Annotated in this window: 21 protein-coding genes; 8 read left to right on the forward strand and 13 right to left on the reverse strand. The window is 57.7% G+C overall.

Annotated features, from left to right (window positions below):
* The first annotated feature begins 67 nt into the window (after nucleotides 1-67).
* Nucleotides 68-1981 carry an ABC transporter ATP-binding protein gene (locus AAE029_RS26685; RefSeq protein ID WP_371075918.1) on the forward strand — a complete coding sequence of 638 codons (1914 nt, stop codon included), beginning with the start codon at nucleotides 68-70 and terminating at the stop codon, nucleotides 1979-1981.
* Here the strand turns inward: AAE029_RS26685 and AAE029_RS26690 are convergent.
* Nucleotides 1937-2872: an endonuclease/exonuclease/phosphatase family protein gene (locus tag AAE029_RS26690; protein ID WP_371075919.1), complete on the reverse strand. Its 936-nt coding sequence runs from the start codon at nucleotides 2870-2872 to the stop codon at nucleotides 1937-1939. The genes AAE029_RS26685 and AAE029_RS26690 overlap by 45 nt on opposite strands.
* Nucleotides 2873-3159: 287 nt before the next feature.
* Between AAE029_RS26690 and petA the strand changes: the two genes are divergently transcribed.
* The 4 genes from petA (at nucleotide 3160) to AAE029_RS26710 (ending at nucleotide 6646) form a co-directional block, all read left to right on the forward strand.
* A complete protein-coding gene (gene petA, locus AAE029_RS26695) occupies nucleotides 3160-3738 on the forward strand; it encodes a ubiquinol-cytochrome c reductase iron-sulfur subunit (RefSeq protein WP_371075920.1) in 579 nt (192 codons plus the stop codon).
* Between the two features lie 14 nt (nucleotides 3739-3752).
* Nucleotides 3753-5036: a cytochrome bc complex cytochrome b subunit gene (locus AAE029_RS26700; protein ID WP_371075921.1), complete on the forward strand. Its 1284-nt coding sequence runs from the start codon at nucleotides 3753-3755 to the stop codon at nucleotides 5034-5036.
* A gap of 26 nt (nucleotides 5037-5062) precedes the next feature.
* On the forward strand, nucleotides 5063-5932 hold the full coding sequence (locus AAE029_RS26705; protein ID WP_371075922.1) for a cytochrome c1: 870 nt from the start codon (nucleotides 5063-5065) through the stop codon (nucleotides 5930-5932).
* Nucleotides 5933-6103: 171 nt separating this feature from the next.
* Nucleotides 6104-6646 carry an adenine phosphoribosyltransferase gene (locus AAE029_RS26710; protein WP_371075923.1) on the forward strand — a complete coding sequence of 181 codons (543 nt, stop codon included), beginning with the start codon at nucleotides 6104-6106 and terminating at the stop codon, nucleotides 6644-6646.
* Nucleotides 6647-6755: 109 nt separating this feature from the next.
* Here AAE029_RS26710 and AAE029_RS26715 read toward each other — a convergent pair whose 3' ends face one another.
* Nucleotides 6756-7223, reverse strand: a complete 468-nt coding sequence (locus AAE029_RS26715; RefSeq protein WP_371075924.1) for a MaoC family dehydratase — start codon at nucleotides 7221-7223, stop codon at nucleotides 6756-6758.
* Complete coding sequence (locus AAE029_RS26720; RefSeq protein WP_371075925.1) at nucleotides 7220-7690, reverse strand: MaoC family dehydratase; 471 nt, start codon at nucleotides 7688-7690, stop codon at nucleotides 7220-7222. Before AAE029_RS26720 ends, AAE029_RS26715 begins: the two co-directional genes overlap by 4 nt.
* Before the next feature lie 80 nt (nucleotides 7691-7770).
* On the opposite strand from AAE029_RS26720, the gene AAE029_RS26725 reads away from it, so the two are divergent.
* Nucleotides 7771-8853, forward strand: coding sequence for a hypothetical protein (locus AAE029_RS26725; protein ID WP_371075926.1), 1083 nt, complete (start codon nucleotides 7771-7773; stop codon nucleotides 8851-8853).
* Nucleotides 8854-8914: 61 nt separating this feature from the next.
* Here AAE029_RS26725 and ychF read toward each other — a convergent pair whose 3' ends face one another.
* Nucleotides 8915-10018: a redox-regulated ATPase YchF gene (gene ychF, locus AAE029_RS26730; protein WP_371075952.1), complete on the reverse strand. Its 1104-nt coding sequence runs from the start codon at nucleotides 10016-10018 to the stop codon at nucleotides 8915-8917.
* Nucleotides 10019-10230: 212 nt separating this feature from the next.
* Between ychF and clpS the strand changes: the two genes are divergently transcribed.
* On the forward strand, nucleotides 10231-10542 hold the full coding sequence (gene clpS / locus AAE029_RS26735) for an ATP-dependent Clp protease adapter ClpS (RefSeq protein WP_371075927.1): 312 nt from the start codon (nucleotides 10231-10233) through the stop codon (nucleotides 10540-10542).
* A 24-nt stretch (nucleotides 10543-10566) separates the two neighbouring features.
* On the opposite strand, the gene AAE029_RS26740 is transcribed toward clpS, so the two are convergent.
* The 5 genes from AAE029_RS26740 to AAE029_RS26760 all read right to left on the reverse strand — a co-directional run bounded on the left by AAE029_RS26740 (nucleotide 10567) and on the right by AAE029_RS26760 (nucleotide 15812).
* Nucleotides 10567-11028, reverse strand: coding sequence for an N-acetyltransferase family protein (locus AAE029_RS26740; RefSeq protein ID WP_371075928.1), 462 nt, complete (start codon nucleotides 11026-11028; stop codon nucleotides 10567-10569).
* Nucleotide 11029: 1 nt separating this feature from the next.
* The gene (gene pth / locus AAE029_RS26745) at nucleotides 11030-11749 is read right to left on the reverse strand and encodes an aminoacyl-tRNA hydrolase (protein ID WP_371075929.1); all 720 of its coding nucleotides are present in this window, start codon (nucleotides 11747-11749) and stop codon (nucleotides 11030-11032) included.
* A gap of 89 nt (nucleotides 11750-11838) precedes the next feature.
* Nucleotides 11839-12555 (reverse strand): substrate-binding periplasmic protein, encoded by a 717-nt coding sequence (locus AAE029_RS26750; RefSeq protein WP_371075930.1) that lies wholly within the window; start codon nucleotides 12553-12555, stop codon nucleotides 11839-11841.
* Between the two features lie 25 nt (nucleotides 12556-12580).
* Nucleotides 12581-14956: an EAL domain-containing protein gene (locus AAE029_RS26755; RefSeq protein ID WP_371075931.1), complete on the reverse strand. Its 2376-nt coding sequence runs from the start codon at nucleotides 14954-14956 to the stop codon at nucleotides 12581-12583.
* A 238-nt stretch (nucleotides 14957-15194) separates the two neighbouring features.
* A complete protein-coding gene (locus AAE029_RS26760; RefSeq protein ID WP_371075932.1) occupies nucleotides 15195-15812 on the reverse strand; it encodes a 50S ribosomal protein L25/general stress protein Ctc in 618 nt (205 codons plus the stop codon).
* A gap of 298 nt (nucleotides 15813-16110) precedes the next feature.
* Here AAE029_RS26760 and AAE029_RS26765 point away from each other — a divergent pair, with 298 nt between their 5' ends.
* Nucleotides 16111-18231: a putative bifunctional diguanylate cyclase/phosphodiesterase gene (locus AAE029_RS26765; RefSeq protein WP_371075933.1), complete on the forward strand. Its 2121-nt coding sequence runs from the start codon at nucleotides 16111-16113 to the stop codon at nucleotides 18229-18231.
* Nucleotides 18232-18459: 228 nt separating this feature from the next.
* On the opposite strand, the gene AAE029_RS26770 is transcribed toward AAE029_RS26765, so the two are convergent.
* The 4 genes from AAE029_RS26770 to AAE029_RS26785 all read right to left on the reverse strand — a co-directional run bounded on the left by AAE029_RS26770 (nucleotide 18460) and on the right by AAE029_RS26785 (nucleotide 22211).
* Complete coding sequence (locus AAE029_RS26770; protein ID WP_371075934.1) at nucleotides 18460-18897, reverse strand: Kazal-type serine protease inhibitor domain-containing protein; 438 nt, start codon at nucleotides 18895-18897, stop codon at nucleotides 18460-18462.
* A 107-nt stretch (nucleotides 18898-19004) separates the two neighbouring features.
* Nucleotides 19005-19937, reverse strand: coding sequence for a ribose-phosphate pyrophosphokinase (locus tag AAE029_RS26775; RefSeq protein ID WP_371075935.1), 933 nt, complete (start codon nucleotides 19935-19937; stop codon nucleotides 19005-19007).
* A gap of 106 nt (nucleotides 19938-20043) precedes the next feature.
* Entirely contained in the window at nucleotides 20044-20844 is an 801-nt protein-coding gene (locus AAE029_RS26780) for a hypothetical protein (RefSeq protein WP_371075936.1), read from the reverse strand.
* 215 nt (nucleotides 20845-21059) lie between these two features.
* Nucleotides 21060-22211: a M24 family metallopeptidase gene (locus AAE029_RS26785; RefSeq protein WP_371075937.1), complete on the reverse strand. Its 1152-nt coding sequence runs from the start codon at nucleotides 22209-22211 to the stop codon at nucleotides 21060-21062.
* Nucleotide 22212 lies beyond the last annotated feature (1 nt).

Raw genomic sequence — 22212 nt, forward strand, 5'->3', positions numbered from 1 at the left:
AAAATATAAGGTTTTGTCAGCGTCGCATTCACTTTGCCGATGTCGCGATTCAGCCTATATCGCAGCCATGTTCATTCGGCCCATTCTTCGCCTGTTCGAAACTTGGATCGATCCGTTCGGCCGCGGGGGTGATCTGCGGCCGCCCAAATCCGTTGGGGCGTTCATCCGCTTCTATGTCGGCCAGGCAAAGGGGCCCTTCATTGCCATGGCGATATTGGGTGGCGCTGTCGCGATGCTCGAAGCGGCGCTCTTCTGGTTCGTCGGACATCTCGTGGATCTGTTGGACAAGGTTCCCCAGGGTACAGGCTGGAGTGGGCTCCTAGCCGCCCATGGTGGCGAGCTTGCCGCCATGCTCTTTGTCATCCTGGTCGTCCGCTTCATCGTCGTCAGTCTCGGCGCTCTGGTCGAGGAGCAGACTGTCGTTCCGGGTTTCCTCAATCTGGTCCGCTGGCAGGCCTACGCACATGTGTCGCGGCAGTCGCTGAGCTTCTTCCAGAACGACTTTTCCGGTCGCATCGTTTCCAAAGTCTGGTCGGCGGGACAATCCACGGGCGATCTGGTGGTGTCGTTGCTGCAGGTCGTGTGGTTCATCATCATCTATGCCGCCTCGACGATCACGCTCATTGCGGGGCTCGACTGGCGACTCGCTGCCATCATTGCGCTCTGGATCGTCGTTTTTGCCGGGCTGGCGCGCTACTTCGTTCCACGCATCCGCTATCATGCCCGCGAGTCCGCGGAGGCGGCCTCGATGCTGAACGGCCGGATGGTCGATGCCTATGCCAATATCCAGACATTGAAGCTTTTCGGCCGAGAGGAGCAGAACGACCTCTATATCCGCGACGGGTTCAACCGCTTTCAGGCCTCGATGATTCCCTTTACGCGGCTTCTGACCGGTGTGCGCTCCTCGCTTGCGCTGCTTTCGGGCGTGATGATCAGCCTGATCGCGCTGTTTGCCATCGATCTCTGGCTCTCCGGCCAGATCTCCACCGGTGGCGTTGCCTTCACGCTGAGCCTCGTATTGCGGCTCAATATGTTGTTCGGCCGGATGATGTCGCAGTTCAACGCCGTCATGCGCAATATCGGCACGATCCAGAATTCCGCCGAGATGATCTCGAAACCGATCGGCCTGAGCGACCTGCCGAAGGCGCAGCCGCTGCGCATCGAGAAACCGGAGATTCGCTTCGAAAATGTCAGTTTCCACTACGGGCGCGAAGACGGCGTCATCGAGAACTTCTCGCTCACCGTGCGTGCGGGCGAAAAAGTCGGTATTGTCGGCCGTTCCGGCGCAGGGAAGACGACACTGGTCAACTTGCTGCTGCGGTTCTACGACCTGAAGACCGGGCGGATTCTGATCGACGGCCAGGATATCTCGAAGGTCACGCAGGAAAGCCTGCGGTCGCATATCGGCATGGTGACGCAGGATACGGCGCTCCTGCACCGATCGATTCGCGACAACATACTTTTCGGACGACCGGATGCGGACGAGGAGCAACTCTTCGCCGCGGCTCGGCGTGCCGAGGCGGACGGATTCATTGCCGACCTTCAGGATCAAAAGGGGGGGAAGGGTTACGAGGCCCATGTCGGCGAGAGAGGTGTAAAGCTTTCAGGAGGTCAGCGCCAACGTATCGCGATTGCTCGTGTCATGCTGAAGGATGCACCCATTCTCGTGCTCGACGAGGCGACGTCGGCGCTCGATTCCGAGGTAGAGGCAGCTCTCCAATCCAATCTCGAAAAGCTTATGCGCGGAAAGACAGTGCTTGCCATTGCGCACCGGCTTTCGACGATCGCTGCCCTTGATCGGCTCATCGTTATCGACAAGGGTCGTATCATCGAGGAAGGCCCTCATGCCGAACTGCTCGCCAGAGGCGGTTTCTATGCCGAATTGTGGGCACGGCAGTCCGGCGGCTTCATCGCGACCGACGAGGACGACGACTCCTCACTGCCTGATCACGAATTCCGACATCAGGCCAAAGTGGTTTGAACCCATGTTGTCCTCGATGCGGTTGACGGACTTCAATTGCAGCGGAGCGCGGGCAAAGACGTGATCGATGCTGATGCCGTAGCGGCCGGCAAGGATTGGCCAGGTCGTCGGCTCCGGAAACATGTTCTTCAGATCGTTGGTGCGCAGAAAACGCTGCATATCCGGGGCGATCATGGCTGAATTGAAATCTCCGGCCAGGACGAGCGGCCCCTTGATGTCGCGCAGGACGCGGGAGAGGTTGTAGAGTTCGAACGTGTGAAATTCGTCAAAGTACGGTTTCGCCAGCTGGACGGCGATAAAATTGACCGGCTGGCCGTCCAGATCGATCGCTACCCGCACGAGCCGGTTGCTCCAGAGATCGCTTAGGCTCCTGATCGTCGAATCGAGAATAGGCCGCTTGGAGAAGACCACAATGCCGCATTTCGGCATACCTTCACCGCAGCCGACACGGTAGGGATAGACCTGCGATATCCGCTGCACTTGCGAAGCGATGGGCGGCGCCTCGAGAATGAAGGCGACATCGGCATTCGATGCGATGATTGCATCTGCGATTTTCTCGCCATTCGAGAAGTTGCTGTTCAGAATATTGAACGACATCAGGCGGAAGACCCGCTGGTCGGTATGCGCGCGCTCAGGCGCGGTGGCGAACTCTCTCAGCATGAAGAAAGGGTGTATCGCAAGGAACAGGCCGACAACAAGAAGAAGGCCGGTGTACCAGTGCCTTTTGAGCAGCAGGGAGAACAAAATAACTGCGATGCAGACAATCGCGATATGGGTCTGCAGGCTGTAGACAAAAGCCAAAAGCCAGTAGTCGGTGACATAGCGCAACGAAAGGATGATGAGCACGACAGAAACGAGGACGTTCAGCACGCAAAAGATAGTGTCTTTCATCCCCGAAAGCTCAGCTGGATTTGATGATCGGCTTTGCGACTAGCATGACCCAAAAAATGTTGCAATGCAGCATAATGCAAAGTTGAAAATAGGCACGAAACTCCGTCTGATTTTTCCCGCGACATTGTGCCCACATCCCCTTGTCAAGGCTGGACATAAGTTGCGATCAAGCATAGAACCCGCCGGGCGACCGGGGAATCTATGGCCAAATTGTGTCCTGATCGATTCGCCGGCGAGAGGGGCAGTGCGGTCTTACCGCGAGATTTGCGTAGAGGATGGTTTTAGCCGTGAGCGAACACGAGACGACAAGCGAGACCTTGGGGGAACCCACTCGCCGTGATTTCCTTTATCTCACCACAGGCATGGCGGCTGCTGTCGGGGCTGTGTCGGTTGCCTGGCCGTTCATCGATCAAATGCGTCCGGACGCCTCGACCCTGGCTCTCGCTTCCATCGAAGTCGATGTCTCGAGCCTGGAGCCTGGCATGTCGCTGACGGTCAAATGGCGCGGCAAGCCGGTCTTCATTCGTAACCGCACCGAGAAGGAAGTCGACGAGGCCAAGTCGGTTCCGATGGCAGAACTCAAGGATCCGATCGCGCGCAATGCCAATCTCGCAGGCGATGCCGAAGCAACCGACCTGGCGCGCTCCGCAGGCGAAGGCAAGGAAAACTGGATCGTCATGATCGGCTCCTGCACGCATCTCGGCTGTGTGCCGCTCGGCCAGGCCGGCGAATACAATGGTTGGTTCTGTCCCTGCCATGGTTCGGTCTACGACACGGCCGGCCGTATCCGTAAGGGACCAGCCCCGCAGAACCTGGCGGTTCCAACCTTTTCATTTGTTTCCGACAAAGTGATCAAGATCGGTTGAGGGGAGACTGATTAATGAGTGGTCATTCAAGCTACGAGCCTTCAACCGGTCTCGAAAAATGGATCGATGCGCGTCTGCCCTTGCCGCGTATGATCTATGACAGCTTCATCGCATATCCGGTCCCGCGTAACCTGAACTACGCCTATACCTTCGGCGCAATGCTTGCGGTCATGCTGGTCGTCCAGATCCTGAGCGGTGTCGTGCTCGCCATGCACTATGCCGCCGAAACGACCATCGCGTTCAATTCTGTCGAAAAGATCATGCGCGACGTCAATCACGGCTGGCTGCTGCGCTATATGCACGCCAACGGCGCGTCCTTCTTCTTCTTCGCGGTTTACCTTCATATCGCCCGCGGTCTTTACTACGGTTCCTACAAGGCACCGCGCGAAATTCTCTGGATCCTCGGCGTGGTCATCTATCTTCTGATGATGGCGACCGGCTTCATGGGCTATGTTTTGCCCTGGGGGCAAATGTCCTTCTGGGGCGCAACCGTCATCACCGGCTTCTTCTCGGCCTTTCCCCTTATCGGTGAATGGATCCAGCAGTTCCTGCTCGGCGGCTTCGCGGTCGACAATCCGACGCTGAACCGCTTCTTCTCGCTGCACTACCTGCTTCCCTTCATGATCGCTGGCGTCGTCGTCCTGCACATCTGGGCCCTGCATGTTACCGGTCAGACGAACCCGACGGGCGTCGAGGTCAAGACCAAGACGGATACCGTGCGGTTCACGCCTTATGCGACGCTCAAGGATGCGCTTGGTGTCTCCATCTTCCTGATCGTCTACGCCTATTTCATCTTCTACATGCCGAACTTCCTCGGTCATGCGGACAACTATATCCCGGCCGATCCATTGAAGACGCCCGCCCACATCGTTCCGGAATGGTACTTCCTGCCGTTCTATGCGATGCTCCGTTCGATCACTTTCAACATCGGGCCGATCGACTCCAAGCTCGGCGGTGTTCTGGTGATGTTCGGCGCGATCATCGTGCTTTTCTTCCTGCCATGGCTCGATACGTCCAAGGTCCGTTCTGCAGTCTACCGCCCCTGGTACAAGCTGTTCTTCTGGCTGTTCGTGCTCAACGCGATCATCCTCGGCTGGCTTGGTTCGCAGCCGGCAGAGGGCTCCTACGTGACCATTTCGCAGCTCTGCACGCTCTTCTATTTCGCCTTCTTCCTAGTCGTCATGCCGGTGCTCGGGCTGGTGGAGACACCGCGCCGTCTTCCGAATTCGATCACGGAAGCGGTGCTTGAAAAGAACGGGAAAGCCGCGAGCGGCGAGACCGCCACGTTCAAGGCTTAAGCGAGCGACGGGAAGGAAATTGAGAAATGAAAAAGCTTGTTGCAAGCATTCTGTCGCTCGCCATCGCCGGCAGCCTCGTTGCCGCTGTCGCCGTAGCTCAGGAAAGCCAGCCGTCCGCCCATGCGGAATCGGAAACACCGCACTATCCGTTGAAGGAGCCGAAGGAGCTCGACTGGAGCTTCGCCGGTCCTTTTGGACATTATGACAAGGGCCAGCTTCAGCGGGGCCTTAAGGTCTACACCGAAGTCTGTTCCGCCTGCCACTCCATGAAGCTCGTCGCCTTCCGCACACTGCAGGATCTCGGCTATTCAGATGCGCAGGTAAAGGCTTTTGCTGCGAACTACGAAGTTCAGGACGGCCCGGATGCAAACGGCGAGATGTTCAGCCGCAAGGCCGTTCCGTCGGACCATTTCCCTTCACCATATGCAAACGCCGAAGCGGCGGCCGCTTCCAACAATGGTGCGGCTCCGCCGGATTTCTCGCTGATCGCCAAAGCGCGAGAAGTCGAGCGTGGCTTCCCACGTTTCGTCTTCGATCTGTTCACGCAATATCAGGAAGGCGGGCCGGATTATATCTATTCGCTGTTGACAGGCTACGAAGAGCCGCCGGCAGGTGTCGAAGTACCTGAGACCTCGCACTATAACCCGTATTTCCACGCGGCAGCGACGTTTGCCATGCCGAAGCCGCTCTCGGACGATCAGGTAACCTATGACGACGGTTCACCACAGACGGTCGATCAATATGCCAAGGACGTTTCAGCCTTCCTGATGTGGGCTGCTGAGCCGCACCTCGAGGAGCGCAAGCGCACCGGTTTCATGGTGATGGTCTTCCTGCTCATCTTCACCGGCTTGATCTACCTGACGAAGAAGTCGGTTTACGCCAACAAGGAACATTGATCGGTTCCGTCCGGTCAAGCGGAAGGCGGTCTTGTCGGCCGCCTTTTTTGTTGCTTCCGTTTCGCGCAGACTGTCGTTTCATGCATGTCGTTGCCGGAAAACCGCTTCACACTTTTGCGCGACATGCATTAGGCTAAGCGCGATTTTTCCCGCACAGGAATATGGACTTTCATGGATAATGTAACTTCGGAGCTTGCGAACAGCATCCGCTCCATTCCGGACTACCCAAAGCCAGGCATCATCTTTCGCGACATCACGACGCTGCTTGGTGATCCGCGTGCCTTTCGCCGGGCGATCGATGAGCTGGTGCAGCCTTTTGCCGGAACGAAGATCGACAAGATCGCGGGCATGGAGGCGAGGGGCTTTATTCTTGGCGGCGCTGTGGCTCATCAGCTTTCGGCCGGTTTCGTTCCGATCCGCAAGAAAGGCAAGCTGCCGCACGAAACCGTACGGATTGCCTACAGCTTGGAATATGGCGTCGACGAGATGGAGATGCATCTGGACGCGGTCAAGCCTGGCGAGAAGGTCGTCCTCATCGACGATCTGATTGCGACCGGTGGGACGGCAGTCGGGGCGACTCAGCTCCTTCGCCAGATCGGTGCGGAGATTGTTGCGGCCTGCTTCGTCATCGATCTGCCGGATCTGGGCGGCCGCAGGAAGCTGGAAGCGCTTGGCGTGGATGTCCACACGCTGGTTGAATTCAGCGGGCACTAGAGCAATTCCAGGAAAAGTGCGAAGCGGTTTCCGTTCGGAATTGTGTAAAAACAAAGGGTTAGAGCGGTTCGGCGATTCCATGAAAAGCTGAACCGCTCTAAACACCGGGTTATTCGAACTCGAGAACGTCGCTTTCGAAACGGATGACCGGCGTGCCCGCCTGATTGATGCCTTCGCAGAGAATGGTGTTCATGATCCGGCCCGGTCGCGAATTCAGCGGCCGGCTGGAAAGCAGCGTTACCGAGTAACTGATCTCATCGTCGACATAGACCGGGCGCAGCCATTGCAGCTTACGGAAACCTCCGGACGGGCCAAGCTTCGGTGGCGTTATTCCACTCTGCGCAAGACGGTCGGTTTCCTTCGCCCAGTAATCCATGAAGGTCTTCATCCAGGCCGCGCATGTATGCCAGCCGGAGGCGCAGAGACCGCCGAAGAGCGTATTCTTGGCCTGCTCCTCATCCATGTGAAAGCGTTGTGGGTCGAAGCGGGAGGCAAAGCGGGTGATGTTTTCCCTTGTGAATCGATAGGTTCCGGTTTCTGTCCTCTCACCGATCACGTAGCGCTCGCCCATCTTCATGCGGCGGTCTCCGGCTGCGTTCTCATTTTCAGCATAACGGAGTTTTCGGCGGCGCAGACAATCTCGCCGCGCTGATTCTTGAGTTCGTGTCGAAATTTGACGATGCCGATACGGGGGCGGGATCGCATGGGACGGGCTTCGAGGACGACCGAAACGCCCGACAGGGCATCGCCGGCCAGCACCGGCTTCCTCCATTCTGCAAAATCGATCCCCGGTGCTCCTTCCGAGTGCGCGGCCAGAAGATAGCTGTCGGCCATCATGCGCATCAGCATGGCGCAGGTGTGCCAGCCGGATGCCGCCAGGCCGCCAAGAACGCTCCTGCGGCCGGCTTCTTCGTCGAGATGCATGGGTTGCGGATCGAACTCGGTCGCAAATTCGATAATCTCTTCCGCGGTCACCTGCTTGGGACCGAGAGGGAAGGTGTGACCTGGCCGAAAATCCTCGTAGGCAAGCTTTTCTTCGGACATTCGGCCTCACTTCATATGAACTTTGCGATGCTTACAATAGCATCTCGCAGTTCTCAATGATTCCGAAGGAACGAACCGGTATGACTGAACTAAGGTCGATACTCGACGAGGCGGAGCGTGACGGATTGCTCCCGACGGATGCGAAGGAGCGATTGCTGCCGTTTCTTGTCGAGCGTGGCGTGATCGTCGAAACAAGCGGGCCTGCCCGTCCGGTAGGGGAGACGGTCTCGGCATGGTCCGATACGGAAACACCGCGTTTCGTTCGCGGTTTTCACGACGTCCTCATCACCATCGGCGTCATCATCGTGCTAAGCGGGCTCTGGGGCCTGGCTTCGATCTATGTCGTGCTTCCGGCGATCGTGATCCTTGCGGAAATTCTCGTAAAGCGACAGCGTCTGGCTTTGCCCGCGGTCAGCCTGACGATCGCGCTCTTCATCTGGATCGCAGTCTTCATGTCGCAGCGGGAGCCGGACAGCGTCCAATTCTGGCAGAGCGGGCAAGGGGCGGTTCAGTTCGTATCCGCCTTCCCGATTGTTCTTGGCCTTTTTTATCTCAGATATCGCGTGCCGCTGGCTTTTGCGCTCTGCGCCATGTCCGGGCTTGGTGTCCTCGTGACGTTATTCTTCCGTACCCTGCAATGGGCAAGCGGCAATCCGCATATCCTCGTCGACAAGCCCGGTATCGTGTCTGCAGTCTTCGTTCTCTGCGCGATCGGGCTCTTTGCGGTGGCGATGTATTTCGATCTCGGTGATCGAAGGCGAATGACGACACGTTCCGACATCGCCTTCTGGCTTCACCTCGGTGCGGCGCCGGCCCTGCTCTATAGTGTCATCGCGCTCTTTTCCCGAGATGGCAACGAGATCGACCTCATTCAGACTGTCTCGTTCAGGACGCCGGTTGTCATTGTCACGGTCGCGATACTGATGCTGATCGGCCTTGTCATCGACAGGCGTGCCTTCGTGACATCGGGGCTGCTGTCGCTTGGCTATGCGATCTACGGCATCTTCGGACAGGGGAGTGCGACCGTCGATACCTATATTTTCACGACCTTGCTCGTCGTTGGCATAATCGTGCTTATCATCGGGACAGGCTGGGCGCTGTTGCGTCGGCTGGTCATGCGGGCCTTGTCATCGGCTGTCGCCGAGAGGCTGCCGCCCGCCTGAAGCCTGTCGGCGTCTTTGGCGCGTCCATCTGGATGCGCCAAGCTCGAGAGGCGATATACCGTCAGGTGTTGAAGCGGAAGTGGATCACGTCGCCGTCCTGGACGACATATTCCTTGCCTTCATCGCGCGCCTTTCCGGCTTCCTTGGCGCCTACTTCGCCGTTGTATTGGATGTAGTCGTCATAGGCGATGGTATTGGCGCGGATAAAGCCACGCTCGAAATCCGAATGGATGACGCCGGCGGCGGCAGGCGCCTTTGTGCCGCGCTCGATCGTCCAGGCGCGGGTTTCCTTGGGGCCAACCGTAAAATAGGTGATGAGATCGAGCAATTTGTAGCCGGCGCGGATCAATCGGTCCAGGCCCGCTTCTTCGAGGCCAAGGGCGCTCAGAAACTCCCTGGCTTCCTCATCCGGAAGCTGGGCCACTTCGGACTCGATCGCGGCAGAAATGATGACGGTTTCCGCGTTCTGCGCCTTCGCCATTTCGGCAACCGCTTTCGTGTGCTCATTGCCGCTTGCGGCATCGGCCTCGGCGACATTGCAGACATAAAGGACGGGGTGCGACGTCAGGAGACTGAGCCCCCGCAGGATGCGCAGTTCTTCGGCATCGAGCTTCGGCAGGAGCGTGCGAACCGGCTTGCCCTCGTTCAAAAGCTTCAGTGAGGCTTCCATGATTGGCAGCATGGCCATGGAATCCTTGTCCTTGCCTGTCGCCCGCTTGCGCGTCTGCTCCGTGCGGCGTTCCAGACTTTCGAGATCGGCGAGCATCAATTCGGTTTCGATTGTCTCGGCGTCTGCGACCGGATGGATGCGGCCTTCGACGTGGGTGATGTCGCTGTCTTCGAAGCAGCGCAGAACATGCACGATCGCATCGACCTCACGGATATTGGCGAGGAACTGATTGCCGAGACCTTCGCCCTTCGACGCGCCGCGGACGAGACCGGCGATGTCGACGAAGGAGATGCGGGTCGGGATGATTTCCTTCGACTTGGCTATATCGGCGAGCTTGCGCATGCGCGGATCGGGTACGGCGACTTCGCCCGTATTCGGCTCGATCGTGCAGAAGGGATAGTTTGCCGCCTGTGCGGCGGCCGTTTTTGTCAAAGCATTGAAGAGTGTGGACTTGCCGACATTCGGCAGTCCGACAATACCGCATTTGAAGCCCATGGCTGAAAACCTGCCTTGCTTGAATTCCTTGGCCGTGCCTATGGGATAAAGGAGGAGTGCGGTCAAGCCTTTGCGGGCTGTTCCCGTTGTATTGCCGGTTCGCAAGCGAGTGCGACATAAAAACTTATAGTTCTCGTCGGCTTGAATGGCGGCTGTTTGCGCTACAATATAGGGGTCTTCCCAATTTCCATGTCATCAACGGCGGATATCCGATGAGTGACAACGATATTGCCTTAAAACCAAAGACCAAAACGAAACCGAAGCTCGATCGGCCGAAGCTCTATAAGGTCATTCTGGTCAATGACGACTATACGCCGCGCGAGTTTGTCATCACGGTGTTGAAGGCTGTCTTTCGCATGAGCGATGAGACCGGGTACCGTGTGATGATGACAGCGCACAAGCTGGGCTCCTGCGTGGTCGTCGTTTGCGCCAAGGACATTGCGGAAACCAAGGCCAAGGAAGGCATTGATCTCGCAAAGAGCGGGGGCTTTCCGTTGATGTTCACGACGGAACCTGAAGAATAGGCCGACCAAGCAGACGGGGGATCCCTATCGCGGGATCGGACGTCGAATCTGGAACCCGGTCTTGTCCTGGACGAATCCGCAATTTCTGTAGAAGCGCAGAGTCGCCGGATTCTGCGAACCCGTCAGGAGCATCACCTTATAACAACCCGCTTGCCAGGCTTGTTCGAAAGCATGCCTTATCAAGGCATGGGCATAACCGCGTTTTCGATAACCTGCATCGGTTACGACGTTCTCGATAAGAGCATAGGAAGCGGCGCCCCGCGTCAGGTTGGGAACCACGATCAGCGTGACTGAGGCGGCCGCGACCATATCGGCAAAGCCGATGAGCACGGTCATCCCCGGTTGGTTCAGCATCCGGTCAAAACGGTCATTGGCCACCTGCGGATCGAGTTCCGGATCATCTGGATTAAGATGCCGGTAAAGCGCAAGAAGAGCTGGCAGATCGCCGGAGGCGGCCGGCCGAATGCTGAAATCTACAACAGGCACGCTATTCTCCCTTGCTGCCGAACATCTTTTTCAGCATCTCGGCCATAGGGCCGGTGGTCGGCATTTTCGGCGGGTTGTTGTTGCGCGCCTGATGAATATGCGATTTTGCCGCCGGCTTCTTCTCCGGCTGCGCTTTTTCGTCCTCTTGAGCCTTGCCGCCGACCGCCAGTGCCAGCTTGTTCATAAGCTGCGAATCTTCGTTGCGGACCAGCATGTCGGCATTGTCGGCCAAGGCGTCGAGCAGCGGCTCCAGCCAGATCCGATCCGCCTTGGCGAAGTCGCCGAGCACGTGACTATGCACCAGTTCCTTGACGCCGGGATGGCCGATGCCAAGGCGGAGCCGCCGGAAATCCTTGCCGCAATGGGCCTCGAGCGATTTGATGCCATTATGACCGCCATTGCCGCCGCCGGTCTTAAGGCGGGCCTTGGCAGGAGGCAGGTCGAGTTCGTCATAGATCGCGACGAGGTCTGCAGGCTGCAGCTTGTAGAAGCGCATAGCCTCGCCGACCGCTTCACCGGAGAGATTCATGAAAGTCTGCGGTTTCATCAGCAGCACTTTTTCTCCGCCGAGATCGCCCTCGGATATCTCTGCCTTGAATTTCTTCGACCAGGGCGAGAAGCCATGTCGCCGGTGGATGGCATCGACTGCCATGAAGCCGATATTGTGGCGATGGCCGGCATATTTGGCGCCGGGATTGCCGAGACCTGCAATGATGAGCATGAGCTGAAAGCCTTGCAAACTGCGTTGCCGCTTTCACCAACGCGAAACGACTGCCGTGTCAAGCGGGAAAGCATAAATGAGGTGTCGGCTCAGTTGATCGGCGCGAGCCCGTATTTGGCAAATATCGCCTTCTGCTCTCCGTTTGCGATGATCGCATTGAGAGCCGCCTGCATTCGGGCAAGCAGGTCGTCCGGGAAATCCTTCTGGCAAGCGATGCCCATCGGTTGCTCGGAAAGAATGGCGACGCTTCTGATGGGCTCACCGTCGCGTTTCAGTTTGATGTAATAGAGTTCCGAAATCGGCATCAGGTCGATGCGGCCGCTGACGAGCTTGCGAAAGGTCGCGTTGAAGCCGACGCCGACGTCTATCTTGGTGAAGTTATTCTTGCGGAGCAACTTTTCCGTATAATCCTCTCGATGGGTACCGACGGTATATTGCTTCGCCTCATCGAGATTTTGGGCGGTGACGTTCGAATCCTCCCTGGCGATCAGGATGTTACGGTCAATCAGCAGGGGCTCGACCCATTTGAACTGCTTGTCGCGCTCGTCGTCGTGCGCCGTCGCAAAGACGCATGACATCGGATTGTTGAGCGCCTGATTATAGGCTCGAACCCAGGGCATCAGTTCCATCGTGTAGTCGACGCCGATCTTGGCCATGATGCGCTCGACCTGCTCAACAGTCATGCCTTTCAACTCCTTGCCCTCGCGATAGTTGAAAGGTCGGTAATCCTCCGTCGTGAAATTGACGGTTTGGGCGTGGGCAAGCGAAGACAGACCGAGGAAGAGCAGGAGCAGAAGCTTTCTCACGACGTCTCCTCCGCGCTTCCGAGCCTCATGATACGCGTGCAAAAGCACGGCCTTTCTCGACTGCATTATCCTTTAGCTTCTCGATGAGCTGATCGGCGCGCTGCGGCCGATTAAAGAGATATCCCTGACCAAAATCCAATCCCATCTGCTGCAGGGCGAGGCATTCTTCATCGGTCTCGATGCCTTCCGCGACAACGGCGCAATTCATCTTATGGGAAAGAGTGGTGATGCCTTCTACCAGCATCCGGCTCTTGCGGCGCACATCCGGGATTGCATCGTTGATGGCGCGTGTGAAGGATTGATCGATCTTGATGATATCAACCGGGAAGCGGTTGAGATAGCTGAGCGAAGAATAACCCGTGCCGAAATCATCGAGCGCGATGCGGCATCCGAAGCGGCATATTTCATTGACGATGGTGCGGATCTCCGGATTATCATGCATCAACACGGCTTCGGTTATTTCAACGACGATCCGGTCGGGGCGGATATTGTGGCGCGCCATCAGGCTGGCTATGCGGGGCAGCAGTGCCGGCTCGAACTGCAGCGGCGAGAAGTTGATAGCGAGATAGGTGTCCTCCATCCCAGCGATATTCGATATCGTCGCCAGATGACCGATTGCCTTCTCCATAACGGCATTGCCGATGCGGATGATGGACCCGGTTTCCTCCGCAACGTTTATGATGTCGGCAGGCGGCAGGATGCCTTTTTGGGGATGCTGCAGGCGCATAAGCGCTTCGAAGCCTGAAACGGAACGATCATTCAGATTGACGATCGGCTGCAGATAGGCCTCGAACCAGTCTTCCAAAAGACCTGTTTCGATATAGCTCTGAACCTCTGCACGCCGATGCGTCTCATCGAGCATGGCATCGTCGAATATACGGGTACCATTCTTGCCTTCGCGCTTCTTGGCATACATTGCCATATCCGATTTCTGCAGCAATTCGGCGGCATTGCGTGCATGGCGCGGATAAACCGCAATGCCGACGCTGGCACTCAGGTGCATATCGGCGCCGAATGGCCTTTCGAAGATCGCAGCGATCTTCTCGGACATCTCAAAGGCGCGTGTTTCTCCGTCTTCTGCAGGAAGCAGGATGGCGAATTCATCACCACCGAGGCGGGCGGCGATGTCGCCCGACTGCAGATGGCCCTTCAGCCGGTCCACGAGTTCGCACAATGCCGCGTCGCCGGCGGCATGTCCCATGTTGTCGTTGATCCATTTGAAGCGGTCGAGGTCAACGAAGAGGCAGGCGAGCTCGCGCTGGCTGCGATCAGATTCGTAAATCTTGGCATCGAGGGCAGTCTCAAAGCCCTGGCGATTGAGAAGGCCGGTCAGATGGTCTGTGATGGCCTGACGGAGGTTGCGGTCTTCGGATTCCTTAAGTTCCGTCACATCGGTCATGACCGAGAGCGAAAGGGCGTCATCCCCATAGGGCGTGGCTTTCGACTCCAGGATCAGAACGTCCATGACACGGCCGTCGTGGCATAGGAACTTGACGGTCACATCACGAGTTGCAGAGTCTTTGCGAAGGCTTTCCTTGCGCTGGATGAACTTTTCTCGCCAGTCGGGAAGAAGGAGGCTGGCAAAGGAATGCCCGATGACGTCGATGCGACTATAACCCGTCGCCACCAGCCAGTAGTCGCTGACGGCCGTCAGACAATCGTTCCGGTCAAGCGAAAAGAGCATGGCCGGCGTCAGATTGTAGATGTCGGTCGCGCGTCGGTGGGCGAGCTTGAGCTCCTGTTCCTCACGTTCGAGCTTGATCTGCATTTCGTTGAAGCTGCGCGCCAGACGGCCCATTTCGTCGTTCGAATGCCAGTCGACATGGTGGCGTGAACCAAGCTGCCTAGTCGCCTCGATGGCCGCCGTAAGGCGCATCAGAGGCTGAATCACGAAAATGCGGTTGCCGATGACGGCTGTGCCGAAGACGGTCAAGACGGCAAAAATGAAAATGGAGACAAAGACGATCTCTTCGTGCTTGAGGCCGGAAAACAGGCCGATCGCAGGGTAGGAAACGGTAATGCTGCCCAAATTCTTTCGGCCGTCCACCGTATTGTAGACGATGGGGCGTGAGACGGTCTCCAGAGCGCCTTGAAACGATTTGGGGACAGTCGATTGCGTAACGTCGAGCTGTCCTGACTGATCGCGGACGTTGACTTTGACGATGGAACCTTCGGAAACAACGGTGGCGCTGATCTGCGTGACGCTCTCCTCATCCAAATCCCAAAGCGGCTTTGCCAGGGCCTGGGCGTTGGCATCGAGCAGAACGGATATGTGATCCCGCGCTTCCTTGTCAGCACGCTCCGAGGACAAAAAGAGAAAGAGGACGAACAGGGGGGCCACGAAAATCAGCAGTGCGCCGCAGACGATCGCGAAAAATCTATTCTCAACGGAATGGTTCATCGTTCCGCTTTCCCCTGCGTGGCATTTCCGATCAGCCGTTGCATTGAGGTGGTACCGCTTCCACAACTCTTTGGGGTAATATTTTCATGAATAAGTTAAATGTTGCTGAAGGCAAGTGCGCCAAGTTTCTTTACCGGCGAATTACTTGGAGCGAAAATATAGAGCTAATGATCCGAAATGAAAAACCCGCCTTCCTTGCGGAAAGCGGGCCGATATCTGATGGAAGTTTACTTGAAGCTTAAGCTTCGGCTTCCTCGCCACCTTCTGCCTGTTCTTCCTGAACGCCGGCAGCCGGAGCAACGATGGTCGCGATCGTGAAGTCGCGGTCGGCGATGACCAGACTTACGTTCTTCGGCAGCGTTACGCTGGAAATATGAATGCTGTCACCGATCTTGAGGCCGGTGAGGTCGATCGTGAAGGCATCCGGGATGGCGTCGGCCGGGCAGTGAACTTCAATTTCGTGGCGAACGATGTTCAGCATACCGCCAGCCTTGAGGCCCGGGGACTTTTCATCGTTGACGAAGTGAACCGGGATTTCAACTGTGACCTGGGTATTGCCGGACACGCGCAGAAAATCCACATGCATCGTGAAGTCGCGAACCGGATCGAGCTGATAATCCTTCGGCAGAACCTTGTACTTCTTGCCGTCGACGTCGATCATCGCGATGGTGGTCATGAAACCGCCGGCGTGGATGCGCTTCGTCACCTCGTTGGTGTTGAGAGCGATCGAAATGGGGGCCTGCTTGTCACCATAGATGACAGCGGGAATGAAACCGTTGCGGCGAAGTTCACGGGCGGACCCCTTACCAACCCGTTCGCGCGCCTCGGCCTTGAGCTCATAGGTTTCCTGGCTCATGGCTATTCCTTTCGAGGTTATTTGGAGAGTTTGATCGGGGCGGTTGTCCGCGTCCCGATAAACTGGAGGAGGGTCATAAATCCCGCCTCATCCGCGTTGCCTCCAAGGGTGTCTGCGCGGACGCACGGCCTATAGTACAAACGGGCATCGGACGCAAGTTCTATCGAACCCGTCATCTTCCGACACCGGCACCGCCATTTCGAAGCCTTTAACCATCTGATCCAAAATCCCGCGGCATTAATCAATACTACTGTTCCACTGAATATATAGGGGGCAGATCAACTTTACGGTTTCCGACATGCTTCGTGTCCTTTCCTGCATCACAACAGAACACAGTCCCATGCATCTCGCTTTCGCGACGATCATCTGTGTCCTCGGGTCGTTCCTGACCACCAGGCTCTTTTACAGGGTTCGCAAGGCGCAGGGCATGCAGCGTTTGAACTGGCTATTCCTGTCCGGTTTCATTGGCGGCGCCACGATCTGGACGACACACTTTCTGGCCATGCTGGGTTATCACACGTCGGTCGCGACCGGTTATGAGGTCGTGCTGACGATCGTGTCGCTTCTCCTGGCGATTGCTGTCAGCATGGCGGGCTTTGGCATCGCATCCATGGGCAAGAAAGGCTTGCTGATCGAGGCGGGTGGGGTGATCGTCGGGCTTGGTATCGTGGTGATGCACTATACCGGCATTGCCGCTTATGAGGTCGCGGGACAGATTCAATGGGATCGGTCCTACGTCATCGCGTCGCTCGTGTTTGCGGCGGTTTGCGGTGCGATCATCACCAACCGCATCGCGCGGCCAGGGAGCCGCTTCTGCAGTCGCGCATCAGCGCTGGCCATGATCCTTGCGATCGTACTCACACATTTCACCGGCATGGCTGCGCTCATTATCCAGCCTGACGCCGCTGTTGCCGTGTCGCCTGAAGTCGTTTCCACAGGTATCATGACCGGTCTGGTTTCGGTCGTGATGATCATAATTCTGCTTCTCGGCGCCTCGACCTATGTGATCGATGTGCAGTCCACGCAAGCCGCCGTGGAACGCTACCGTCACCTGTCGTTGCATGACCCCCTGACCAATCTTCCCAACCGCACGGCGTTCAACGAGCACCTGACGGCGCTGATAGGAAATTCCAACAAGACGACTGCGCAGATCGCAGTTCTCTCCTTCGATCTCGACCGGTTCAAGGAAATCAACGACGTTCATGGCCACTCGGCCGGGGACGTCGTGCTGGGGACTGTGGCTGGCAGGTTGGACGGGATATTGCAGAACGGCCAGTTCGTTGCACGTATCGGCGGCGATGAATTCGTGGCGGTGATGTACGATTATTTTGTCCGGTCGGATGCTCGGATATTTGCGCAGCGCGTGCTCGACGAGATCGGGAAGCCGATCGAATGGAATGGTCATTCCTTGTCGGTAGGCTCCAGCGTGGGGATATCGACCTTTCCCGGCCAGGCCTCGACGATGGACGACCTGCTTTCTCAAGCCGATGTCGCCATGTATCGGGCCAAGGCAACTGCGACCAACACGATCTGCTTCTACGATCCATCCATGGACGAAGCGGCCCGCGCACGCAGCGCGCTGGCGATCGAGATGCGTGAAGGTATCCGCAATGGCGAGTTCGAGTTGTTCTACCAAAAGCAGAACGATACAGCGACGCGGGAAGTGGTGGGGTTCGAAGCACTGCTGCGCTGGAATCATCCGGTCCGCGGCATGATCTCGCCGGCGGAATTCATCCCAATCGCCGAAAAGACCGGCTTCATCTTCGAGCTTGGCGAATGGGTCCTCAGGACCGCATGTACCGAAGCGGCATCCTGGAAAAACCCGCTACGCATCGCGGTCAACGTGGCGCCGCAGCAGCTTGCCGACAATCGCCTGCCCAAAATCGTCCATCAGGTCCTGCTCGATACCGGCCTCCAGGCCTCGCGCCTCGAATTGGAGATTACGGAATCAGGCATCATCGCCGATCATCATCATGCGCTGCACATGATCCGCCAATTGAAGACCCTGGGCGTCAAAGTGGCGATGGACGACTATGGCACCGGCTATTCCTCGTTATCGACCCTGCAGAGCTTCCCTTTCGACAAGATCAAGATCGATCGCGCTTTCGTGGACGGCGTCGTCACCAACCGGCAGTCGGCTGCGATCGTCCGCTCCACGCTGATCCTGGCGGCCAGTCTCGACATTCCAGTCCTGGCGGAGGGGGTCGAGCGCGAGGAGCATATCGAGTTTCTGCGCAAGGAGGGCTGCCTGCAGGTCCAAGGTTTCCTGTTCGGAAAACCGGTCCCACGCGAGGAAATTGCAGACATTGTCAATACGGAGAGCACGGAGGGCGCCGCTCTGCAGGATGGCTCCGCGCCCCCCGAATCAGTCTCGCCCGCGAACGCGGCTCCGGCGGTCGGCAAGGCTCAAGCTGCCTAAAATATTCTTCGTTCAATTGGTATGTAGCCGCCGTGAGGAACGGCGGAGGATGCGACTCCGCCTGCGGGGAGAAGATGCCCGAAGGGCGGATGAGGGGCTTTCACCGCACTCCGCAACTATCGGATTCGACGAGAGTTTTGCCCCTCACCCTAGCAAGCGGGGCGAGGGTACGATCGAGCAAGTGGCGACGGTATGTAGCCGTCCTCCTAAAGCTCCAGTGTCGCACTATTACGATCGGCATTCGCCGGGATGTGCGATCCGGAAGCCTTCGGCCTCCGCTCTGCACGCATTGCTGAAAGTCTGCATGCGTCCTCCACGCTGGCCGCAGACCGGGTCATATTCCATGGTGCATATGGCCGGTTCGGGGCGGGGCGGGCGTGGCCTGGTCGGCGGTTCGGGTCGGCATTCGCCACGACCGACGATCCGAAAGCCTCCTACACGGGCCTCGCAGGCATTGGCGAAAGTCCGGACCTGGCTGCCGCGCTGCGCACAGACCGGATCGTATTCCATGGTGCACATTGCCGGCTGAAGACGCGGCGGAGGAGGTCGTGAAAAGTCGGGATCGGTGTCGACGGTACATGCGGAAAGCATCGGAAACATCAGCAGCGAAACCGAGCGCCAGGATATGCGCCGGATAAAAAGCTGCAAGAATGTCGGTGCCTTCATCTACTGTCCCCCGCCATCGCTGGAATCGATGGAAGGCTAGTTGAAGTTCACAGCGATATGAAGCTGATAAATTGCAGATCCGGCAATGACCGATGCCGCCGAGCCGCTCAGTCGAACAGGCTCGAGACTGACTCTTCCTGGCTTGTACGGTTGATGGCCTCGCCGATCAGATTGGCGGTCGTAACGACGCGGATATTGTGCGCAGATTGCACGGCGGTCGTCGGCTGGATCGAATCGGTAATTACCAGTTCCTTGAGCTTGGAGGACGTGACGCGGGTGATCGCGCCGCCGGAAAGAACGCCGTGGGTGATGTAGGCAGTCACGCTGATGGCACCGTTTTTAAGGAGTGCTTCAGCGGCATTGCAGAGCGTGCCGCCGGAATCAACGATATCGTCTATCAGGATGCAATCCTTGCCGGACACGTCGCCGATGATGTTCATGACTTCCGATTCACCCGGCCGATCGCGGCGCTTATCCACGATCGCCAGCAGACAGTCGAGGCGCTTTGCAAGAGAACGGGCCCGCACGACGCCGCCGACATCAGGCGAGACGACCATGACATTGCTGATGTCATAATGCTGTTTGATATCGCGCGTTAAAATCGGAGCGGCGTAGAGATTGTCGGTCGGTATATCGAAGAAGCCCTGGATTTGACCCGCATGCAGGTCGAGGGTGAGGACGCGGTCGGCGCCGGCTTCGGTAATGAGATTGGCAACCAGCTTGGCGGAGATCGGCGTGCGGGGACCGGCTTTCCGATCCTGGCGAGCATAGCCGAAGTAGGGGAGGACTGCGGTGATGCGCTTGGCGGAGGAACGCCGGAACGCATCAATCATGATCAGCAGTTCCATGAGATGGTCGTTGGCGGGAAAAGATGTGGACTGGACGACGAAGACGTCCTCGCCACGGACGTTTTCCTGAATTTCGACGAAGATTTCCTGGTCCGCAAATCTTCGAACGCTGGCTTTTCCCAAGGGAACATTGAGATAGTTGCAGATCGCTTCGGCGAGATGCCGGTTCGAATTCCCTGCGAAAACCTTCATTTTGGCCCGCCTGTTACCATCTGATAGCCGCGCTTTTTAGCCAGCTTGCTCCCGAATGCAAGGGGCAAGGGCGCGACATGCTTCTATATTTGTAAAAAGCGTGTAACTAACCGCCGCGCGTTTGCCGCCAGGACGTGAATTCCTGTATCGTCTTCGATGCGATCTGCTGCATGACAGACGCCGGAACGCCGGCCCACGGATCGGTTGCCGCAGTCGGCACGCTCTCCTGACCTTGAATGCGATGCAGGCGATTGCCGCTGTTATCGAGGACATCCCATACATAGACGACGGTGACCGAGCCGTTGTCGGTGAAGGCGGAAAGATAGCCCTTGAGGATGTAGTCGCTGCTGGTGTCGCCGGAGCTTTTGATCGTCAGGCCATGCGCCCTGGCATCGGCGCCAAGCTGACGCGAGAGTGGTGTGACGACTTGAACCGGAGCCCCGATGATCGGCAGGAATCGAATCGTGTTGCCGTTGCGTGGTGCTGCAATTGCAGCCGTCTGCTCAGGCGCCTGCTGCCGTGATGGCGTCCGCTCGCCGCTTGCAGGTGGCTGCAATTGCGCGCTTTCCACAGGCGCGGAGGCGGGAGCGGGACCCTGACGGTTGAGCGCGTCGGCCTGTTCCTGCAACGTGGTCGGCGGCGCACCGGGCCCCGACTGGTAACCGCTCTGCCGGTACGCTTGATCATCATAGGCGGGATGATAGCCTCCGCCCTGCGACGGCGCCGCGAATTGCTGGCGCCGCGGCGCACCGGCCATGCGTTCGACCTCGGTTTGCGTTATAGGGCCGGATCTGATGTCAGCCGTTTCACCAATCCCCACTTTCGGGACGAGCGTTTCGGTCGTGTTGCAGGCGGAAAGCAGAACGGCGGAGCCAATGATGGTCAGCGCGGCGCTGGCTAATCTCATCGTCGACCCGTCCTTCCCTCATCATCCGTGCCTGCCCGGAGAATTTATGGGGGTGAGGATAAGATTCTGTCAATTCTCGAATATCGCCGGTTATTACCCGCTGTTGGAGCGGGATGAGGAAAAGTGTGTGCGGTTTTCCGCCCGCATCCCGCTCCAATTTTTAGAATCGATCACGTTTATGATTTCGGGTCGATTCGACCCAAAATCATCGTGATCTAAAGGCTGATGAGATCCAAGGAATGGCGCGAGAGCGCCCGCGGCGCTTGCGGGGTCGTAAGATAGGTCTGTCCGAGCGTCATTGCGGTACCGGTATCGGAGTCCATGATGATCATGTGGACGAAGAGCGACATATTCGGCTCGATCTGCTGAGGATTGCCGCTATGAAACATCTGGTGCTCCATCCAGGAGGGCGAGAAGCGTGCGCCAAGCGAATAGCCGCAGGCATTCAGCCGATGGCGTGCCAGGCCGCGCTCATCCATGATTTTGGCATGCATGTCGAAGACGTCGCCGAAGGTGTAGCCAGGTCTGAGGACCGTCTCGATTGCGTTGATGGTTTCGAGGCAGGCGCTATAGAGTTCGCGGTGGCGCAGCGACACCTCGCCGACGATGATCGTGCGCATCATGGCTGCATGATAGTGCGCGCAGACGCCGGCCCATTCGAGCGTCAGCTGATCAGTAGTCTCGAGCTTGCGGCGTCCGGACTTGTAGCGGCAAAGAAGGGCGTCGGCGCCGGAGCCGATGATGAATTCATTGGCCGGATAGTCGCCGCCGCCGGAAAAGACCGCTCCTTGCATGGCCGCCAGGATATCGGCTTCGTCGGCTCCGGGTTTCACCAGCGCAAGCGCAGCATCGAGCGCATCATCGGCGAGCGTTGCGGCCCGCTCGACATAGGCCACCTCGGTCGCGCTCTTGACCAGGCGAAGCTGGCTGACGAGATAGGAGGCGTCGACGATCTGTCCGAAGGTTGCAAGCTGTGCGTCGAGGAGGCGTGCGATACGGCCGGTCATGCCGTGCGTGTCGTATTCGACGCCGATACGGGCTCCCAGCAGATCCATTTCAGAAAGCAGATTCTTCAGGTCCATCGTCGGATCGGCGTTCACGCGATCCACCCAGATATGAATGTTCTCCAGTATGGAAGTATGTCGCGCCTGGCGCAGGTCCGCCGAGCGCGTCAATAGCGCCATGCTGCCGTCTGCCTTCACGACGAGCGTCTGAAAGAAGCAGTAACCGAAACTATCGTAGCCCGTCAGCCAGAACATGCTTTCTTGCGCAAAGAGCAGCAGGGCGTCGAGCTTCTCCTCCTTCATCTTGTCGGTGAGACGGACGAGACGGTCTGCAAATTCGCTGGTTTCGAAATGGAGTGCCATT

It is taken from the genome of Sinorhizobium sp. CB7 (genome assembly GCF_041357635.1).
GTDB lineage: Bacteria > Pseudomonadota > Alphaproteobacteria > Rhizobiales > Rhizobiaceae > Rhizobium.

What these genes read in the sequence shown, in the direction of transcription:
- AAE029_RS26685 (WP_371075918.1), top strand. Translation starts at nt 68, where the DNA reads ATGTTCATTCGGCCCATTCTTCGCCTGTTCGAAACTTGGATCGATCCG.
- AAE029_RS26690 (WP_371075919.1), bottom strand. Translation starts at nt 2,872, where the DNA reads ATGAAAGACACTATCTTTTGCGTGCTGAACGTCCTCGTTTCTGTCGTG.
- AAE029_RS26700 (WP_371075921.1), top strand. Translation starts at nt 3,753, where the DNA reads ATGAGTGGTCATTCAAGCTACGAGCCTTCAACCGGTCTCGAAAAATGG.
- AAE029_RS26705 (WP_371075922.1), top strand. Translation starts at nt 5,063, where the DNA reads ATGAAAAAGCTTGTTGCAAGCATTCTGTCGCTCGCCATCGCCGGCAGC.
- AAE029_RS26710 (WP_371075923.1), top strand. Translation starts at nt 6,104, where the DNA reads ATGGATAATGTAACTTCGGAGCTTGCGAACAGCATCCGCTCCATTCCG.
- AAE029_RS26715 (WP_371075924.1), bottom strand. Translation starts at nt 7,223, where the DNA reads ATGAAGATGGGCGAGCGCTACGTGATCGGTGAGAGGACAGAAACCGGA.
- AAE029_RS26720 (WP_371075925.1), bottom strand. Translation starts at nt 7,690, where the DNA reads ATGTCCGAAGAAAAGCTTGCCTACGAGGATTTTCGGCCAGGTCACACC.
- AAE029_RS26725 (WP_371075926.1), top strand. Translation starts at nt 7,771, where the DNA reads ATGACTGAACTAAGGTCGATACTCGACGAGGCGGAGCGTGACGGATTG.
- ychF (WP_371075952.1), bottom strand. Translation starts at nt 10,018, where the DNA reads ATGGGCTTCAAATGCGGTATTGTCGGACTGCCGAATGTCGGCAAGTCC.
- clpS (WP_371075927.1), top strand. Translation starts at nt 10,231, where the DNA reads ATGAGTGACAACGATATTGCCTTAAAACCAAAGACCAAAACGAAACCG.
- pth (WP_371075929.1), bottom strand. Translation starts at nt 11,749, where the DNA reads ATGCTCATCATTGCAGGTCTCGGCAATCCCGGCGCCAAATATGCCGGC.
- AAE029_RS26755 (WP_371075931.1), bottom strand. Translation starts at nt 14,956, where the DNA reads ATGAACCATTCCGTTGAGAATAGATTTTTCGCGATCGTCTGCGGCGCA.
- AAE029_RS26760 (WP_371075932.1), bottom strand. Translation starts at nt 15,812, where the DNA reads ATGAGCCAGGAAACCTATGAGCTCAAGGCCGAGGCGCGCGAACGGGTT.
- AAE029_RS26765 (WP_371075933.1), top strand. Translation starts at nt 16,111, where the DNA reads ATGCTTCGTGTCCTTTCCTGCATCACAACAGAACACAGTCCCATGCAT.
- AAE029_RS26770 (WP_371075934.1), bottom strand. Translation starts at nt 18,897, where the DNA reads ATGAAGGCACCGACATTCTTGCAGCTTTTTATCCGGCGCATATCCTGG.
- AAE029_RS26775 (WP_371075935.1), bottom strand. Translation starts at nt 19,937, where the DNA reads ATGAAGGTTTTCGCAGGGAATTCGAACCGGCATCTCGCCGAAGCGATC.
- AAE029_RS26780 (WP_371075936.1), bottom strand. Translation starts at nt 20,844, where the DNA reads ATGAGATTAGCCAGCGCCGCGCTGACCATCATTGGCTCCGCCGTTCTG.
- AAE029_RS26785 (WP_371075937.1), bottom strand. Translation starts at nt 22,211, where the DNA reads ATGGCACTCCATTTCGAAACCAGCGAATTTGCAGACCGTCTCGTCCGT.